We start from the raw sequence: 19,130 nt of genomic DNA on the forward strand, positions 1-19,130 counted from the left end.
GTTTATTAGAATTAATTCTTAATATATAGTTCTATCAAATGGCCTCAAAATTAAAAGTTTTACAAGTAATACCAAAGCTTGGATATGGCGGTGCAGAAACAGGTTGCTATGATCTTGCTCATTATCTACCAGAAAATAATTGTTCTTCTTTTATTGTTACCAGTGGAGGAGAGTTATTAAAGTTTATTGATCAAAAAAAAGTAAAATTAATTAAACTTCCAGTTCACAGCAAAAATCCTATTTTGATGCTTTTTAATACAATAGCTTTAATTTTAATTATCTTATTACATAACATCTCTATTGTTCATGCGAGAAGTCGAGCACCAGCCTGGTCATGTTTAATTGCAACAAAAATTACAAGAAGAAAGTTTGTTACAACTTTCCATGGCACTTACACTTTTAAAAGCTCAATTAAAAAATTGTACAACTCTGTAATGGTTAGATCTAATCTAGTAATTGCAGGGTCAAATTTTATTTTTTCACATATTAAAGACAACTATTCAGAATACTTAAATCTAAAAAAAAAATTTTTAGTAATTTTTAGAGGTATTAATGTTGATTATTTTGATCCATCAACCACATTAGAAAATGAAGAAGATGATCTTCGTTTAAGTTGGGGGGTACCTATAGATAAAAGATTAATTTTAATGCCAGGTCGATTAACTTCATGGAAAGGACAGGAAATATTTATTGAAGCATTAAATTTTGCAAACAAAGAACTAGGACATCAATCCTTTTATGCTGTTATTTTGGGAAGTGATCAGGGTAGAGATATTTATACCAAAAAAATAAAAAGATTAGCTGAACAGTATAGATTAACATCACAGCTAAAATTTGTAGAACATTGTAAAAATATGCCTTTAGCTTACAAAATCTCTAATTTAGTAATTTCAGCATCAATAGAACCAGAGGCATTTGGAAGAGTTGCAATTGAAGCTCAATCAATGGAAAAGCCAATAATTGCGAGTAATATTGGAGGATCTAATGAAACAATAGATAATAATGTGTCTGGCTTTTTATTTGAATCAGGTAACCCTAAATCTTTATGTAAAAAAATAGTAGAAGTTTTAAATTTAGATGAATCCTCGTTGAAATCCATAGGCATTGAAGGTAGAAAAAATATAATTAAAAAATTTAATGTTGAAAAAATGTGTTTTTCTACATATTCAGAGTACAAAAAGTTATTAAATTAAATGCCATTAATTACACTACCAGATGGAAACAGTATTAAATTCCCAAATAAAGTAACGGGATTAGAGGTTGCAGAAAAGATTAGTAAATCTTTATCAAAGCAAGCCACAGTTATTAGTGTTAATGAAGAACTTAAAGACTTAAATTATATCATAGATAAAGATTGTTCTATTAAAATTTTTACTTCTAAGGATAAAGAAGGTTTAGAGACTATTCGTCATGATACTGCGCATATAACAGCAATGGCTGTGCAAGAACTTTTTCCAGGAACCCAAGTTACTATTGGCCCAATTATAGAAAATGGATTTTATTATGATTTTTCAAGAAAAGAACCTTTCACAGTAGAGGACTTAAATAAAATTGAAATTAAAATGAAAGAAATTGTCGATAGAGACGTTCCAACTACAAGAGAAGTTTGGAGTAGAGATAAAGCAATAGCACACTTTAAAGAGAAGGGAGAAATATACAAAGCTGAAATTATTGAAAGCATTCCTCAAGGAGAAGATGTTTCTATATATTTTCATGGAGATTGGCATGACTTATGTAGAGGACCACACCTAGCATCAACAGGAAAAATTGGCAAATATTTTAAATTAACAAAAGTATCAGGTGCTTATTGGAGGGGTGACTCCAATAATGAAATGTTGCAAAGAATTTATGGAACAAGTTGGGCATCACAAAAAGACTTAGATGAATATTTAAAAAGAATAGAAGAAGCTGAAAAAAGAGACCATAGAAAACTGGGAAAAGAAATGGATTTATTTCATTTTAGAGAAGAAAGTCCAGGATCAGTTTTTTGGCATGAAAAAGGTTGGAAACTATTTCGAAAGTTGGTTGCTTATATGAGAAGTAGACAAGATAAGGCTGGCTATAAAGAAGTAAATACTCCTGAAATTTTAGATAGAGCTTTGTGGGAGAAGTCTGGCCACTGGGAAAAATATGGTGAGCACATGTTTACATCTCAAACACCTGATGAAAAAATATTTGCAATTAAACCAATGAATTGTCCAGGTCATGTTCAAGTATTTAATCAAGGCTTAAAGAGCTATCGAGATCTACCTCTAAGAATTTCAGAATTTGGAAAAGTTCATAGATATGAACCTTCAGGAGCACTACATGGGTTGCTAAGAGTTAGAGCCTTTACTCAAGATGATGCTCATATTTTTTGTACAGAGGATCAAATAACAGAAGAGTGTTTAATTGTGACAAATCTAATTTTAGATATTTATAAAGATCTTGGTTTTGAAAATGTAATATTAAAATATTCAGATAGGCCAGATTTGAGAGTTGGTGACGATAGCGTTTGGGATAAAGCAGAAAAAGCTTTATTAGATGCTGTTAAAGCATCAAAACTCAAATACACAATTAATAAAGGTGAGGGAGCTTTTTATGGTCCTAAAATTGAATTTGTTTTAAGAGATGCTATTGGTAGAGATTGGCAATGTGGAACCTTACAAGTAGATTTAAATTTACCAGAAAGATTAGATTCATCTTTTGTCGATAATGATGGAACTAAAAAAGTTCCAGTAATGCTTCATAGGGCATTGTTCGGTTCACTAGAAAGATTTATAGGAATACTTATAGAAAACTACGCAGGAAAATTTCCATTTTGGATAGCTCCTTTACAAGTAGTTGTAATACCTATTTCAGAAGAATTTGACACATATGCAAAAAAAGTTAATGAAAAAATTAATCATGCTGGCATGAGCTCTGAAGTAGATTTAAAAAATCATAATTTGAATTATAAAATTAGAGAACATTCTTTATCTAAAATACCACTTTTGTTGATTTGTGGTAAAAAAGAAGTTGACAGTAACTCAGTAACGATTAGAAGACTAGATACTAATGAACAAGAAAATATGGAATTAAACTTATTCTTAAAAAAATTCTCAGCTTTAAACAAAGCACCCTCAAACTAAGTGGCAGATTTTAAACAAAATTACTTTCAAAGAAGAACTAAAGACAGAGGGCCTAAGTCTAACAATAGAATTACTGCACCAGAAGTTCAAGTTATTGGAAGTGATGGTGATAATATAGGAATATTAAATACTAATGAAGCTATAGCAATGGCCAAAGAACAAGGTTTAGATTTAATAGAGATAGCTGCAAATGCAAAGCCACCCGTATGTAAGATTATTGATATGGGTAAATTTAAGTACGATGCTCAAAAAAAAGCAAATGTTGCAAAAAAGAAACAAAAAATTGTTTTGTTAAAAGAAATTAAAATGAGACCAGTCACAGAAACTCATGATTATGATTTTAAAGTTAAAAATGCCAAAAAATTTATTGGCAAAGGTGATAAAGTAAAATTTACTATAAGATTTAAAGGTAGAGAGTTACAACATTCACACTTAGGAAGAGAACTAATGAATAAAATAAAAGCTGATATGCAAGATATTGGCAAAGTAGAGCTGCATCCAAAGTTTGATGGAAAGCAAATGATCATGGTTATTCAGCCTTTATAAGACTTAATAGAGGTTGTAAATCTATTCCAATATTTGTATAAGACCGCTAAATTATGCCAAAATTAAAAACTAAAAGTTCAGCAAAAAAAAGATTTAAGATCTCAGCAACTGGCAAGGTTATGATGGCCCAAGCTGGAAAGAGACATGGAATGATCAAAAGAACAAATTCACAAATCAGAAAATTAAGAGGCACGACTGCTATGTCAAAACAAGATGGCAAAATAGTTAAATCATACATGCCCTACAGTTTAAGAGGATAAAATGGCAAGAGTAAAAAGAGGTGTAACAAGTCACGCTAAACATAAAAAAGTTTTAAAAGCTGTCAAAGGGCAATGGGGCAGAAGAAAAAATACAATTAGAGTTGCAAAGCAAGCTATGGAAAAGGCTATGCAATATGCTTACAGAGATCGTAGAACCAAAAAAAGAGAATTTAAATCTTTATGGATACAGAGAATTAATGCAGGCGTCAGGTCTGAAGGATTAACTTATTCAAAATTTATAAATGGATTATCTAAGTGTGGAATTAAGCTAGATAGAAAAATATTAGCTGAAATAGCATACGATAGCCCAGAAGCCTTTAAAACTATCGTACAAAAAGCTCAATCGGCACTAAATTAATCTTCACTATTGTTTTTCTTCGGTGAAGAAATAATCTCTCAATATGTCTGATATTAAAAAAATAAAAGATGAATTTCTTTTAAAGTTAAAAGAAAATTTAGATTTAAACCAAGTCAATCAAATTAAAACAGATCTATTTGGTAAAACTGGGTTGATTAGTTCTCAATTCAAGATGCTAGGAAAAGTAGCTGAAGAAGAAAGAAAGAAATTCGCATCAGATTTGAATTTAGTAAAAGATGAGCTCCAAGATTTAATAACTAAAAAAATTAACAACATCGAAACAAAAGAGATTAATCAAAAGTTAGAACAAGAAAAAATAGACATTACTTTACCAGAGAGACCTTTTATTCAGGGAAAAATCCATCCTGTATCTCAAGTTATAGATGAAATTTCTTCAATTTTTTCAGAAATTGGTTTTAGTGTTAAAGAAGGGCCTGATGTTGAAAATGAATATAATAATTTTACAGCATTAAATACACCTGACAACCACCCAGCAAGAGATATGCATGATACTTTTTATCTAGATGATAAAAAAGAATTATTATTAAGAACTCATACTTCTCCAGTTCAAATTAGAACAATGTTAAATGACAAACCACCTTTTAAAATAATAGCACCTGGTAGAACTTATAGATCTGATAGTGATCAAACACATACACCGATGTTTCATCAAGTAGAGGGATTACATATCGATAAAAATATTAATATGGGACATCTAAAGGGGTGTTTAAATTATTTTATAAAAGAGTTTTTTGAAATTAATAAAATTAGAATGAGATTTAGACCAAGTCACTTTCCTTTTACAGAACCTTCAGCTGAAGTTGATATTGGTTATGAAATCAAAGATGGAAAAATAGTAATTGGTGAAGGAGATAGGTGGCTTGAGGTTTTAGGCTGTGGAATGGTTCATCCAAATGTCTTAAAAAATGTAAAAGTAAACCCTAATGAATTTCAAGGATATGCATTTGGAATAGGCATAGATAGATTGGCAATGCTAAAGTATGGAATTAATGATCTAAGATCATTTTTTGATTGTGATTATAGATGGATAAATCATTTTGGATTTGATCCAATAGATGTGCCAACAAACTATAGAGGATTAAGCAGATGAAGATCACAACAAGCTGGCTTAAAGAACATTTAGATACTAAATTAAGTGAAAATCAAATTATTGATAAACTTACAGATGTTGGTTTGGAAGTAGAAAGTGTTGACAGCCAATTAGGTGAGTTAGATAAATTCATAATTGCTAAAATTTTAAAAGCAGAAAAACATCCAGATGCAGATAGACTCAGAGTTTGTGATGTAGATATTGGGCTAGGCAATCCTGTTAAAGTTGTTTGTGGTGCAACTAATGCAAAAGAAGGATTAATGACAATTTATGCACCACCGGGTGCTGTTGTACCAAAAAATCAAATGAAACTATTAGTAAGCAAGATAAGAGGTGTAACCTCTTATGGAATGCTTTGTTCAGAGGCTGAGCTCAACTTGTCAAAGGAGAGTGATGGCATTGCAGAACTTTCTACAAAAAAATATGAGAAGAAAATAGGGGAAAATTATTTTCCTAAAAATAGTATAAATATAATTGATATATCTATTACACCAAATAGGGCAGATTGTTTGGGAGTTAGGGGAATAGCAAGAGATTTAGCTACAGCAGGCTCTGGTACATTAAAAAAATTAAAAACAGAAAAGTTAGTTCAAAAAAAGAAACAAAAATTAAGCGTAAAAATAATTAAAGAAAAAAACCAAGGATGCACTTCTTTTGGAAGTTGTTTGATTGAAGGCGTAAAAAATATGGAGAGTCCAGACTGGCTAAAGAAAAAAATAATATCATTAGGTCAAAAACCTATCTCTGCAATAGTCGATATTACAAACTATGTAATGTTTGATTTAAACAGACCATTACATGCTTATGATGTTGATAAGATAGACAAAGGAATAATTATAAGAAATTCTAAGAAAGGTGAGAAATTTAAAGCCTTAGATGATAAAGATTACAATCTTGAAGATAATATGTGTGTTATTACAGATGACTCAGGCGTTTTAGGTTTAGGAGGAATAATTGGAGGAACAAGATCTGGAACTGAACTAGATACAAAAAATATATTAATTGAATCTGCTTATTTTAACCCAAGATCAATTAGAAAAACTTCTAAGATTTTAAATATAGACACTGATGCAAAGTTTAGATTTGAAAGAGGAATTGATCCATTATCAATAGAACAAGGACTTCAACGAGCTGCTGAATTAATCAAAAAAATCTGTGGAGGAGAAGTTAGTAAGTTCGATATTCAAAAAATAGAAAATGTGAAAAATAATTTTGTAAAATTTGATATACAGTTATTTGAAAAAATAACAGGTTTTAAAATTGATCAAAAAGAAATGATTAAAATACTAACTAGCCTGGGTTTTGAAATAAAAAAACAAAAAAAATTACTACTATTAACAGTACCTTCGTGGAGACCTGATATTAAACAGGAAGTAGATATAGTTGAGGAGTTAGTGAGAATTAAAGGCTATGATCAAATTAAGATAATCGAACCTGAAAAAATTAGAAATAAAAATACTTTAAACAAAACGCAAAAATTATTTCACTTTTTACAGAGATCTATTGCATCAAAAGGATACTTGGAAGCCATTACATGGTCTTTTACTGACAGTAAAATTAATCAACTATTTATTGAGAATAATAAAGAAATCAAAATAGTTAATCCTATAAGCACAGATTTAAATGTATTGAGAAGCTCAATTTTTTCAAATTTAATTATTAATCTAAATAAGAATATAGGAAGAGGATTTAAGGATTTATCAATATTTGAAATAGGTCCAACTTTTTCAGGATCTAAACCAGGTGAACAACAAACTGTAGTTAGTGGATTAAGGACTGGCAAACTATCTAGACAGAGCTGGTTAGAGCAAGGGAGGCTAGTTGATGTTTTTGATGTAAAAAGAGATGTTATTCAAAGCTTAGTTGAAGCTGGGTTCAATAAAGATAAATTCTATATTGATGACGAAACACCAAGCTATTATCATCCAGGAAAATCTGGAAGAATATTTCTTAATAAAGATAAAGAAAAAGTGGTAGCTTTTTTTGGTGATATTCACCCAAATATATTAAAAAAGTTGGATATTAAAGTTGAAACGTTAGTAGGGTTTGAAATATTTTTAGAAAATATAAAGCAACCAAAAAAATCATTAAAAAATCAAAAAACTCAATATAAGTACTCTGATTTTCAAAAATCAGAAAGAGATTTTTCTTTTACTTTAGATAAAAATTTTAAAGTCCAGGAATTAATAGATATAATTACTAATGTAGATAAAGATTTAATAAAATCTGTTAAAGTATTTGATGTCTATGAGGGTGAGAATATTGATAAAAACAAGAAGTCAATTGCATTAAATGTTACCATTCAATCTTCAGAAAAAACATTAAATGAAGAAGATTTAAATAAAATAAACCAGCTTATTATTTCAATTGTAGAATCAAAAACAGACGCAAAGATTAGATCGTAGTCATGACGAAAATTGATCACATCAGAAACTTTGCAATTATTGCCCACATAGACCACGGTAAATCAACTATAGCTGACAGAATAATTCATACATGTGGTGGCCTTACAGAAAGAGAAATGAAGGCACAAGTTTTAGACTCAATGGATATTGAGAGAGAAAGAGGGATAACTATTAAAGCTCAAACTGTTAAACTTAACTATAAAGCAAAAGATGGAAAAGAGTATATTCTAAACATTATAGATACTCCAGGACATGTAGATTTTAGTTATGAAGTCAGCAGGTCTTTGTATGCATGTGAGGGATCCATTTTAATAGTTGATAGCACTCAAGGAGTAGAAGCACAAACATTAGCAAACGTTTATCAAGCTTTAGATACTAAACATGAGATAGTTCCTGTTTTAAATAAAGTTGATTTGCCTGCTTCAGATTTAGAAAAAACAAAGACACAAATAGAAGATGTAATAGGTATAGATACTGAAAATGCCATACCTTGCTCAGGGAAAACAGGTGAAGGTATAGATGATATTCTAGAACAAATTATTATATCACTACCAGCTCCAGAAGGAGAAAAGGATGCAGATTTAAAATGTTTACTAGTTGATAGTTGGTACGACACTTACTTAGGAGTAGTTATTTTAGTTAGAGTTATTGATGGAAAAATTTCTAAAAATATGAAGATTAAAATGATGTCTACAAATCAAGAATATGTGATTGAAAAAGTAGGTGTATTCACTCCAAAAGCAACTGATGTTAACGGGTTAAATGCAGGAGAAATTGGCTTTATAACGACAGGTATAAAAATTTTATCAGAAACAAAAGTGGGGGATACTATTTGCGACGCAAGTAAACCACTTCAAGAAGCACTACCAGGATTTAAACCTAGTAAGCCAGTTGTATTTTGTGGATTATTTCCGGTAGATAGCTCAGAGTATCAAAAATTAAAAGATGGTTTAGGCAAGCTTCAATTAAATGATGCTAGCTTTTCGTACGAAGCAGAATCTTCTTCGGCTCTAGGATTAGGTTTTAGGTGTGGTTTTTTAGGACTTCTTCATTTAGAAATTGTTACCGAAAGGTTAGAACGAGAATTTGATATTAATCTACTAACTACAACACCTGGTGTTGTTTACAAAGTTCATATGAATAAAGGTGAAGTAATAGAACTACAAAATCCATCAAGCCTGCCAGAACCAACATTTATTAAATACATCGAGGAGCCATGGATAAAAGCAACTATTATTACACCTGATGAGTACCTAGGTGCCATAATAAAGGTTTGCCAAGATAAAAGAGGACTCCAGACTAACTTAAGTTATTCTGGGAATAGAGCAGTATTAAACTATGAAATTCCTTTAAATGAAGTTGTTTTTGATTTTAATGACAGATTAAAATCAATGACAAGTGGGTATGCTAGCTTCGACTATGAAATTATAGGTCATAGAGAGGGAGATTTAGTAAAACTTGGAATACTTGTGAATGCTGAGCCAGTAGATGCACTATCAATGATGGTACATAAAGATTTTGCTCAAAGTGTAGGAAGAGAAGTTTGTGAAAAATTAAGGGACTTGATTCCACGTCATAATTTTATGATTCCTGTACAGGCTGCAATTGGTGGAAAAATTATAGCAAGAGAAACGATAAAAGGTTTCAAAAAAGATGTTTTAACTAAAATTCATGGTGGTGGAGCTAGAGATAGAAAAAGAAAACTATTAGATAAGCAGAAAAAAGGAAAAGCTAGAGGTAAACAATTTGGAAAAGTAGAAATACCACAAGAAGCATTTATAGGTGTGTTAAAAATTAACAAAGAAAAATAAATGAAAATATTTGATTGTTTTTTATATAATGATGAGAATTTAATATTAGATATTAGACTCAATACCCTTAATACTTTTGTAGAAAAATTTATTATTGTTGAATCACAATATGATCATCAAGGAAATAAAAAAAAACTTAATTTTAAGATAGAAAATTTTAACAATTTTAAAGACAAAATAATTTATTTAGTTGTAGACAGTTTTCCCAAGGGTCTTACTAATTGGGAGAGAGAAAATTTTCAAAGAAACTATCTTACTAAAGGCTTAAGTACTGCTCTTGATGAAGACTATATTATGATATCTGATGTTGATGAAATACCAGATTTATCAAAAATTAAGGAAATTCAAAATTCAAAATTTACAGTATTTGAACAGAATATGTATTATTATAAAGTTAATATTATAAATCAAACAAATCCTAATTGGTATGGAAGCAGAATATGTAAAAAAAAATTTTTAAAATCACCACAATGGCTAAGAAACCAAAAGATTAAAACTTATTCATTTTGGAGATTTGATAAAATACGTTGGAATATTATAAAAAATGGAGGTTGGCATTTTTCATTTTTAATGACAGCAGAAGAGATAAAAAAAAAATTAAGCTCATATGCTCACTCTGAATTTAATAATGAAAAATATAACAATTTAGATAAAATAAAAAAATCAATAGCCAATAAATCAGATCTTTTTGATAGGCCTATTATTTATAAACAAATTAAATTTGATCAAACATTTCCAAATTATATTTTTAAGAATCAAGAAAAGTTCAAAAATTGGATTGTTTAATTATAAAATTTAATTAGGAGAGATGGCTGAGTGGTTTAAAGCGCACGCTTGGAAAGTGTGTGTACTGTTAAAGGTACCCAGGGTTCGAATCCCTGTCTCTCCGCCAGAAATTAAAAAAGTCCTTTAATATAGGGCCTTATTTAATGATATTATGTGAATTAATATGATTAATTTTCCTCTTTTTTTATAAAAATGTTATAATTAACTAACTTCCATTAAAAAATATGAAAAATAACTCCACATATCAAGCAGACTCCATTAAAGTTTTAAAAGGTCTTGAAGCTGTTAAAAAAAGACCAGGAATGTATATCGGTGACACCGACGATGGAACTGGTTTGCATCACATGGTTTATGAAGTTGTAGACAACTCAATAGACGAAGCTCTAGCAGGTCACTGTAAAAATATAAATGTTAAGATAAACGCTGATGGAACTATTACTGTTAGAGATGATGGTAGAGGAATACCTGTTGATATGCATAAAGGTGAAAAAATGTCTGCTGCAGAAGTTATTATGACACAACTTCATGCTGGAGGAAAATTTGATCATGATTCGTACAAAGTTTCAGGTGGCTTACACGGTGTTGGAGTTTCAGTTGTAAATGCATTATCAGAAAAATTAAAATTAGAAATAGATAGAGATGGAAATAGATATTTTATTGAGTTTAAAGATGGAACCTCAAAAGCACCACTTAAAGTTATAGGTAAATCAAAAGAAACTGGAACTCAAATAACATTTTTGCCATCAAAAGAAATTTTCTCTTCAATAAAATTTACTCCAAATATTATTATTAAAAGAATGAGAGAGCTAGCATTCCTTAATAAAGGAATAAAAATAACAATTAACGACTTAACCCAAAAAAAAGAAAAAATAATTGTATTTAAATTTGATGGCGGTGTTTTAGAATTTGTTGATTTTTTAGATGAAAAAAGAGAAAAACTTATAAACAAAACAGGAAATGATTTATTTAAAAAACCAATTTATATTGAAGGTAAAAAAGATAATATTGAAATTGAATGTTCTTTAAAGTGGAACGCAAGCTATGGTGAGGATATTTATCCTTACACAAATAATATTTATCAAAAAGATGGTGGTACTCATTTATTAGGATTTAGAAGTGCATTAACGAGAGTAATCAATAAATATGCATCAGAACATAATTTATTAAAGAAAAATAAATTAACAATATCAGGTGATGACATTAAAGAAGGTCTTACATGTGTTATTTCAGCAAAAATACCCGATCCAAAATTTTCCTCTCAAACAAAAGATAAGCTGGTTTCCTCTGAAGTGAGAATGATTGTAGAAAGTATTGTTAGCGAAAAATTATCAATATGGTTTGATCAAAATCCTACAACATCTAAAGTAATCTTAGCAAAAGTAATGCAAGCAGCATTGGCAAGAGATGTGGCTAGAAAAGCTAGAGAAAATGTAAGAAGAAAAGGAGCCTTAGAATTAAGTGGCCTACCTGGAAAATTAGCTGATTGCCAAATAGGAAAACAAGAAGGAACAGAATTATTTATAGTCGAAGGAGACTCTGCAGGTGGTTCAGCAAAACAAGGTAGAAACAGATCAAACCAGGCAGTTTTACCATTAAGAGGAAAAATTCTGAATACTTATGTTGAGGAAGTTGCTCTAAAAAAAAATAATAATAGAGATGGTAATGAATATAGAACAAAATCATTGGCTAAGATGATGTCATCTAATGAGGTTGTAACTTTAATTAATGCACTTGGGCTCGATCCAAAGAATGAAGAAATAGATTTAAAAGACTTAAGGTATGGAAAAATTATTATTATGACCGATGCCGATGTTGATGGATCACACATTAGAGCTTTATTGTTAACGTTTTTTAACAACAAACCATTTAATAAATTAATTGAAAATGGACATGTTTACCTTGCTCAACCACCTTTATTTAAAATTAACAAAGGTACAAAAGGGATTTACATTAAAGACGAAAATGAATTAGAAAATTATATTTTAAAAAATAACAAAGGTCTGCAAAAAATTAAAAAAGGAACAAAAGAATTCATTAAAGCTTATGATGAAGAAAAATCTAGAATGAGCATTCAAAGATTCAAGGGACTAGGTGAAATGAATCCAGAAGAATTATGGAGTACTACACTAGACCCCGAAACAAGAAACTTGTTACAAGTACAATATTCAAAAGATCTAAAAAAAGATCAGAATCTTATTCATACCCTGATGGGTAATGATGTTGCTTTAAGAAAAGATTTTATTGTTTCAAATGCAATTAATGTTCAAAATTTAGACATTTAATAATGAAGTTTTTTGAAACTTCAAAATATTTTTCATTAAAAAAATCTACATATATCAACCTAAGATGGATAGCTATTATTGGTCAGTTGATTACTGTAAATATAATTTATTTTATCTTTGATTTTAAATTTAATATAATTTTAGAAAATTTAATAATTTCAATTGGAATACTAAGTAACCTTTATTTGATTTATATTAATAAGAATACTCAGTTACTTGATAAAACCGCATTTTTATTCTTATTAATTGATATCTTACAATTAAGTTGTTTAATTTTTTTAACAGGAGGAATTGCAAATCCTTTCTCAATTTTTTTAATAATCCCAATTATTTTTTCATCTTCAAACCTAGGGTTTAAAAGTAATTTTCTATTAGTAAGTATTACTATTTTGATAATTATTTTACTTACCTTTTTTCATATGCCACTACCTTACCCTGTAAATGAACATTTTCACGTTGATGGATACTATTACTACTCTATGCCTATAGCATTAATTATTGCTTTAATCTTTTTAAATTATTTTGCTTTAATGTTTGGTAAGGAGTCTAGAATTAGAAAAGAAGCTTTGAATAAAATGGAAGAGATTATGTCAAAAGAACAAGAGCTGTTGTCATTAGGAGGTCAAGCTGCAGCAGCTGCTCATTCATTAGGTACACCATTTTCTACAATAAAGATTATTTCTTCAGATTTATTAAATCAATTTAAAGACAATGTTGAAGCTAAAAAAGATATTGACCTTTTGATGAGTCAGATAGAAAGATGCAGTGAAATATTAAAAAAATTAACATTAGATCCTATTATTGAAGATAATTTTATTGATAAAGATTTATCTATAGCTGATTACCTGAATGAAATTGTAAAGTCTTTTAAGGAAACAAGTAAAAAAAAATTTGTTATAAATTTTTCAGAAAACTTAAATATATTACATATTAGTAAATCCATTGAGATAGTTTATGGATTAAGAAATTTTATTGGTAATGCTAATAAATTTTCGAAGAGTAAAGTTTTTATAGGTTTGAAAAGTAATAATGACAATACTGAAATTATAATCGAAGATGATGGCGAAGGTTACCCCAACGATGTATTAAGAAAAATTGGTGAGCCTTATATTAAATCATATAAATCTTCTATAAAATCTAAATCAGGATTAGGTCTTGGTATTTTTATAGGCAAAACCTTACTTGAAAAAAATTATGCAGATATTTTATGTAGAAATTCAACAACAAGAGGTGGCGCAGAAGTTAATATCAAATGGAAGAATAAAGATCTTTTAAGCCTTTAGTGTAATTTATTTTTATTTTCAAATAATCCAGCTAGTTGTGAAATCATTACATCTCCAAGTTCATGTACATCTGTTATCTTGATAGCTTTATCATAGTATCTAGAAACATCATGCCCAATACCAATAGCTAAAATTTCAACATCACTTTTGTTTTCTATAAATTTAACTATTTTTTTTAAATGTTTTTCAAGAAAGTCTCCAGAATTAACAGATAAAGTAGAGTCGTCCACTGGTGCTCCATCTGAAATCACCATTAAGATTTTTCTTTCTTCTCCTCTTTTTTTAATTCTATTATAAGCCCAAGATATAGCCTCTCCATCAATATTTTCTTTTAAAAGTCCTTCTTTAAGCATTAAACCTATATTATTTTTAGCTTGTCTCCATTGAGTGTCTGCACCTTTATAGACTATGTGTCTTAAGTCATTAAGTCTTCCAGGGCTTTTTGGTTTATCATTTTTAGCCCAAGCTTCTCTACTTTTTCCACCTTTCCAGTTTTTAGTAGTAAAACCCAATACTTCAACCTTAACCGAACATCTTTCCAGGGTTCTAGAAAGTATATCTGCACAAAGTGCTGCAATTGTTATAGGACGCCCACGCATTGATCCTGAATTGTCGATTAACAAAGTTACTATGGTATCTTTAAAATCAAGATCTTTTTCTTTCATAAAAGATAGTGAATTATAAGGGTCCATTATAATTCTTGTTAATTTAGAGCTATCTAATAAACCTTCTTCTAAGTCAAATTCCCAAGCTCTATTTTGCTTTGCCAGTAGTTGTCTTTGTAATTTATTTGCAAGTTTAGTTATTAGATCCTGGAAACTAACAAGTTGTTGATCTAAACTTTTTCTCAATCTTTGCGCTTCTTTTATATCCTCTAAGGTTTCAGCTTTTGCAATTTCATCAAATTCTGTAGTAAAGATTTTGTATTCTTGATCTACATTATTTGAATTAGTTTTTTGCATTACATTTTCTGTGTCCTCTTTAAGAGATTCAGAATCTTCCATTTGTTTATCTGTTTGATGGTCACTAAGGTCGAAACCTGCTTCTAAACTTGTCTGTGTTTCATTTTGCTTATTTTCATCTTTTTTCCCATCTGACTGATTCTCATCATCATTTTCAGATTTGTTTTCTTGTTCATTATCCTTTTGATCATCATCTTCGTTATTATCATCATTACTTGAATTAAAAACATCCATATTTTGAAGGATTTCTGAAAATTTCAAACTATAGTTATCTTGATCTTCTAAATTTTTATTTAAAAAATCTAAATGCTTATCAATAGAGGAGGTAAAATCATTTTCCCAAAAACTTAACATTTTTGAAGACACAGCATTAAGCTCTAAATTTAAAAATTTTTTTAACATATAAAGCTCAAAAGCTTCTGTTACAGGAACATCTTCTTTGTTTTTTAACTGACCTTTATGAGTTGAAATTATTTTCTGGTTATAATTTTCAATTAAATTTTTTTTAACTCCTTTAAGCATTTTTCCACCCAAAATTTCATACCTAATTTTTTCTGCAATATTGTATAGTGACTTACATGATGGATTATTAGGCAAGTTTTTATTAAATATTTCTTTATTTGAAAACTTCTTTTTAAGTGCACCTGAATCTGTTTCTGCTCTTAATCTAACAAAATCATTTTTATTCGATAAATTTGTTACATCAAAAAAGTCTATTTTTTTTGATGTTAAATCTTTATCAATTTTTTTGATATCTATTTTGTAATCTTCAGAAATTACTTTTGCGGTAGAGATTAGAGCTTGTTTAAATTGTTCTTTAAAATTATCTTCTTTATTGCTCATTTAAATCTGAATATTGACCATCGATTCTGGCAGTTCGTCACCAAAACATCTTTGGTAGTATTCAGCTATAGTGTTCTTTTCTATATCATCACATTTGTTTAGGAATGTAACTCTAAAGGCATATCCTGTATCTTTAAAGATTTCTGCATTCTCAGCCCAATGTAATACAGTTCGTGGACTCATAACTGTTGAAATATCTCCTGCTATAAAACCTTTTCTAGTTAAAGAGGCTACCTTAATCATGCTGGATACTTTTTCTTTACCTTTGGGGTTGTTTAAATTCTTATTCTTTGCCAAAATAATTTCCATTTCTCGATCAAGGCTTAAGTAATTTAAAGATGTAACGATATTCCATCTATCCATCTGTCCCTGGTTTATCTGTTGTGTACCATGATATAGTCCAGTCGTATCTCCCAATCCAACTGTATTAGAGGTTGCAAATAATCTAAAAAATTTATTTTGTTTTATCACTTTGTTTTTATCCAAAAGAGTAAAATTCCCTTCGGCTTCTAATACTCTCTGTATAACAAACATCACATCTGGTCTTCCAGCATCATATTCATCAAATACAAGAGCGACAGGATTTTGAATAGACCAGGGTAAAATGCCTTCTTTAAATTCTGTAACTTGTTTTCCATCTTTTACAACAATCGCATCTTTGCCAATAAGATCAATTCTACTTACATGACTATCTAGGTTTACTCTAATACAAGGCCAGTTTAATCTTGCAGCAATTTGTTCGATATGTGTTGATTTGCCAGTTCCATGGTATCCCTGAACTAAAACTCTTTTATTAAATGCAAATCCAGATATGATTGCCAATGTAGTGTCTCTATCAAATTTATAATTTTTATCTATTTCAGGTACATATTCACTTTTTTTTGAGAAAGCATCAACTTCCATATCCGAGTCAATTCCAAAACTTTGTTTTAAAGATATCTTTATGTCTGGTTGTATATTTAAATTAGGTGTCAATTTTTTTCCTATATGTATTTTTTAGCTGAGTGTAAGCTAAAGTAATTAGTTTAAGTTTTTCTTCGTATTCTTTATTTCCTAAATTAATATCAGGGTGAAATTTTTTGACAAGGGTTTTGAATTTATCCTGTATTTGTTCCCATTTTAAACCAACAGAAACACCCAGAATGCTAAAAGCTTTAATATCATTAGCATCAAATTTGAATTGATTCATATGATTGTATTCACCTCTAAGTTTAGTCTTATCAAACTCATCCTTTAAGGTATTGTTCCAAAGAACTTTAAAAAAGTTATCCGAAGAACTAAAACTTTGAGTAGGTTTGTGCCAAGTCATATCTGACTTTAAAAAATCAAATACTTGCTCATCATCCATTCCTTTAAAATAATTCCAATTTTTGTTAAATTCTTTAACGTGAGGTAAGCAAAGTAGCCTGTAGCTTTTACTATTATCTTTCTCAATTGGTGCCTTGTATTCACCAATTTGAGAACAATTATTCCAGTCACAAATATTTTTCATGTTATATAATAATAAAATAATACTTATGAATATAAATGAATTAATTGCAATTGTTAAAAATAAGCTTGAAATGGAAATTGTTATTCAGAGTCTTGAAATTGAAGATAAGAGCTTCTTACATAAAAATCATAAGGGTCACCAAGAGGGAAAATTTCACCTAAAGTTAATAATAAATTCAGAAGAACTTGGTAAAATAAGTAAGATAGCTTCAACTAAAAGAATCTATAGTATTTTAGATCTCGAGTTAAAAGAGTATATTCACTCAATTCAAATTCTACTAAATTAATTCTTTCTTTAAAAAGAGACTAATATTTTTTTCATTAAACTGTAGTTTATATATTGGAGATCCTATCTTCTTAAGTAGGACCAAATTAATTTTATGTGTATTATTTTTTTTGTCTTTCTTCATAAAGGACAAAATTTTATTTAAATGTTTTATAGAAAAAAACTTATTGATGTTCTTTGGAAGGTTTAATTTATTTAAATGGTTTTCAATTAAGTTAAATTCTTTAATATCTAAAATATTATTTAATAAACTAAATTTTGCTGCTGTTTTAATGCCCAATATAACCGCCTCCCCATGGTTAAGTTTTTTTGAATATCCTAGAGTTGCTTCGTATGCGTGAGCAAAAGTATGTCCAAAATTTAAAATTTTTCTAAGACCTATTTCTTTTTCATCAGCTTCAACAATTTTCTTTTTAATAGAGCAACTTTTAAAAATTGCTTTTTCTATTAAAGGACTCTTAAGATTCAAAACTTGAGAACCATTTTTATCTAAAAAACTAAAAAATTTTCTATCAGCAATTATCGCATGTTTTAAAATTTCTCCATAGCCACATACAATTTCTCTTTTAGGTAGAGACTTCAGAAAGATAATGTCAGAAATAACTAAACTAGGTTGATAAAATGCACCAATTAAATTTTTACCATATTTGCTATTTATTCCAGTTTTACCACCAATCGAGGAATCAACTTGTGACAACAAAGTGGTAGGTATATTGATAAATTTTAATCCTCTTTTGAACATGCTGGCTGCAAAACCAGACACATCACCAGTGATACCGCCTCCGATGGAAATAACACAGTCATTTCTATTAAAATTTTTACTTAGTAGGATAGATAAAATATTATTTATACTCTTTTGACTTTTGTTTTTTTCGCTAGAGTTAAAGTAATAAACAGATATTTTTTTTTTAGGTAAAGAGTTTAAGATTTTATTTATTAGCTTTTTAGGTACATTTTTATCAGCAACAACAAGACATTTGTTGAAGTTAACTAAATTTTTTTTTAAAATTAGTTTTAGTTTATTTAAGATATTATACCCTATAAAAATTGGATATTTTTGATTACCAGTTTTTATCTGCAATTTAATTAAGCTCATAAATTTTTATAACTTTTTTTACTATCTCAGTTTTTGTAAGTTTATTACAGTTTATTTTAAAATTTGACTTTGCATATATTTTTGACCTATTTTTAATCATTTTTCTTATTTCTTGGTCTGTAGACTCAAATGCAAGAGGTCTTTTTTTACTACCCTTAATTCTTTTAGTTAAAATTAATTCATCCCAATTAAGCCAAAATGAGAAATGGTCTGTAAGAATTTTTTTCCTAATTTTGTCATTAATAAATGCACCACCTCCAAGTGCAATGACACTTTTAATTTCTTTCAAAGATCTAAGTGTAATTTTTTCTTCAAGATTTCTAAAATAAATTTCACCTCTCTTCTCAAAGATTTGCGAAATACTCATTTCAGCATTTTCTACAATCAAACTATCTATATCAATGAATGGAAGATTTAGTTCCTTAGAAACTAACTTGCCAATAGAGGATTTTCCAGACCCCATCATGCCTAAAAAAACAAGGTTTTTATTTGAATTCATA

At 29.0% G+C, this 19,130-nt stretch carries 17 protein-coding genes and 1 tRNA gene; 13 read left to right on the forward strand and 5 right to left on the reverse strand.

Annotated features, from left to right (window positions below):
• Positions 1-38: 38 nt before the first annotated feature.
• From ABXT47_RS00160 to ABXT47_RS00215, 12 genes are all read left to right on the forward strand, one after another.
• The gene (locus ABXT47_RS00160; protein ID WP_415308483.1) at positions 39-1,193 is read left to right on the forward strand and encodes a glycosyltransferase family 4 protein; all 1,155 of its coding nucleotides are present in this window, start codon (positions 39-41) and stop codon (positions 1,191-1,193) included.
• On the forward strand, positions 1,194-3,110 hold the full coding sequence (gene thrS, locus ABXT47_RS00165; protein ID WP_415308485.1) for a threonine--tRNA ligase: 1,917 nt from the start codon (positions 1,194-1,196) through the stop codon (positions 3,108-3,110). It begins immediately after the preceding gene.
• A complete protein-coding gene (infC, locus tag ABXT47_RS00170) occupies positions 3,111-3,656 on the forward strand; it encodes a translation initiation factor IF-3 (RefSeq protein ID WP_415308487.1) in 546 nt (181 codons plus the stop codon). It abuts the gene before it with no gap.
• A gap of 53 nt (positions 3,657-3,709) precedes the next feature.
• Positions 3,710-3,916, forward strand: coding sequence for a 50S ribosomal protein L35 (rpmI, locus tag ABXT47_RS00175; protein WP_006997462.1), 207 nt, complete (start codon positions 3,710-3,712; stop codon positions 3,914-3,916).
• Between the two features lies 1 nt (position 3,917).
• A complete protein-coding gene (rplT, locus tag ABXT47_RS00180; protein WP_271495602.1) occupies positions 3,918-4,274 on the forward strand; it encodes a 50S ribosomal protein L20 in 357 nt (118 codons plus the stop codon).
• Between the two features lie 43 nt (positions 4,275-4,317).
• Positions 4,318-5,385, forward strand: a complete 1,068-nt coding sequence (pheS, locus tag ABXT47_RS00185; RefSeq protein ID WP_415308489.1) for a phenylalanine--tRNA ligase subunit alpha — start codon at positions 4,318-4,320, stop codon at positions 5,383-5,385.
• The gene (gene pheT / locus ABXT47_RS00190) at positions 5,382-7,790 is read left to right on the forward strand and encodes a phenylalanine--tRNA ligase subunit beta (RefSeq protein ID WP_415308491.1); all 2,409 of its coding nucleotides are present in this window, start codon (positions 5,382-5,384) and stop codon (positions 7,788-7,790) included. Before pheS ends, pheT begins: the two co-directional genes overlap by 4 nt.
• A gap of 2 nt (positions 7,791-7,792) precedes the next feature.
• Positions 7,793-9,601 (forward strand): translation elongation factor 4, encoded by a 1,809-nt coding sequence (lepA, locus tag ABXT47_RS00195; protein ID WP_415308493.1) that lies wholly within the window; start codon positions 7,793-7,795, stop codon positions 9,599-9,601.
• The gene (locus ABXT47_RS00200) at positions 9,602-10,387 is read left to right on the forward strand and encodes a hypothetical protein (protein WP_415308495.1); all 786 of its coding nucleotides are present in this window, start codon (positions 9,602-9,604) and stop codon (positions 10,385-10,387) included.
• Between the two features lie 16 nt (positions 10,388-10,403).
• Positions 10,404-10,493, forward strand: a tRNA-Ser gene (locus ABXT47_RS00205).
• 118 nt (positions 10,494-10,611) lie between these two features.
• The gene (locus ABXT47_RS00210; protein ID WP_415308497.1) at positions 10,612-12,669 is read left to right on the forward strand and encodes a DNA gyrase subunit B; all 2,058 of its coding nucleotides are present in this window, start codon (positions 10,612-10,614) and stop codon (positions 12,667-12,669) included.
• Positions 12,670-12,671: 2 nt separating this feature from the next.
• A complete protein-coding gene (locus tag ABXT47_RS00215; protein WP_415308498.1) occupies positions 12,672-13,952 on the forward strand; it encodes an ActS/PrrB/RegB family redox-sensitive histidine kinase in 1,281 nt (426 codons plus the stop codon).
• Here the strand turns inward: ABXT47_RS00215 and ABXT47_RS00220 are convergent.
• The 3 genes from ABXT47_RS00220 to ABXT47_RS00230 are packed head-to-tail and all read right to left on the reverse strand — an operon-like array spanning position 13,949 to position 17,249.
• On the reverse strand, positions 13,949-15,757 hold the full coding sequence (locus ABXT47_RS00220) for a cobaltochelatase CobT-related protein (protein WP_415308500.1): 1,809 nt from the start codon (positions 15,755-15,757) through the stop codon (positions 13,949-13,951). The two genes, ABXT47_RS00215 and ABXT47_RS00220, sit on opposite strands and share 4 nt — an antisense overlap.
• Entirely contained in the window at positions 15,758-16,732 is a 975-nt protein-coding gene (gene cobS, locus ABXT47_RS00225; protein ID WP_415308501.1) for a cobaltochelatase subunit CobS, read from the reverse strand.
• Entirely contained in the window at positions 16,722-17,249 is a 528-nt protein-coding gene (locus ABXT47_RS00230) for a J domain-containing protein (protein ID WP_415308503.1), read from the reverse strand. The genes cobS and ABXT47_RS00230 overlap by 11 nt, the downstream gene beginning before the upstream one ends.
• A 25-nt stretch (positions 17,250-17,274) precedes the next feature.
• On the opposite strand from ABXT47_RS00230, the gene ABXT47_RS00235 reads away from it, so the two are divergent.
• Positions 17,275-17,535, forward strand: a complete 261-nt coding sequence (locus ABXT47_RS00235; RefSeq protein ID WP_415308505.1) for a BolA/IbaG family iron-sulfur metabolism protein — start codon at positions 17,275-17,277, stop codon at positions 17,533-17,535.
• Here ABXT47_RS00235 and aroB read toward each other — a convergent pair.
• Together aroB and ABXT47_RS00245 are read right to left on the reverse strand one after the other, a co-directional pair.
• Positions 17,527-18,630: a 3-dehydroquinate synthase gene (aroB, locus tag ABXT47_RS00240; RefSeq protein WP_415308507.1), complete on the reverse strand. Its 1,104-nt coding sequence runs from the start codon at positions 18,628-18,630 to the stop codon at positions 17,527-17,529. The genes ABXT47_RS00235 and aroB overlap by 9 nt on opposite strands.
• Positions 18,617-19,129, reverse strand: coding sequence for a shikimate kinase (locus tag ABXT47_RS00245; protein ID WP_415308509.1), 513 nt, complete (start codon positions 19,127-19,129; stop codon positions 18,617-18,619). The genes aroB and ABXT47_RS00245 overlap by 14 nt, the downstream gene beginning before the upstream one ends.
• Position 19,130 lies beyond the last annotated feature (1 nt).

Origin of the sequence: Candidatus Pelagibacter sp. Uisw_099_02 (assembly GCF_047727625.1) — a bacterium.
In the GTDB taxonomy this organism is placed as follows: domain Bacteria; phylum Pseudomonadota; class Alphaproteobacteria; order Pelagibacterales; family Pelagibacteraceae; genus Pelagibacter.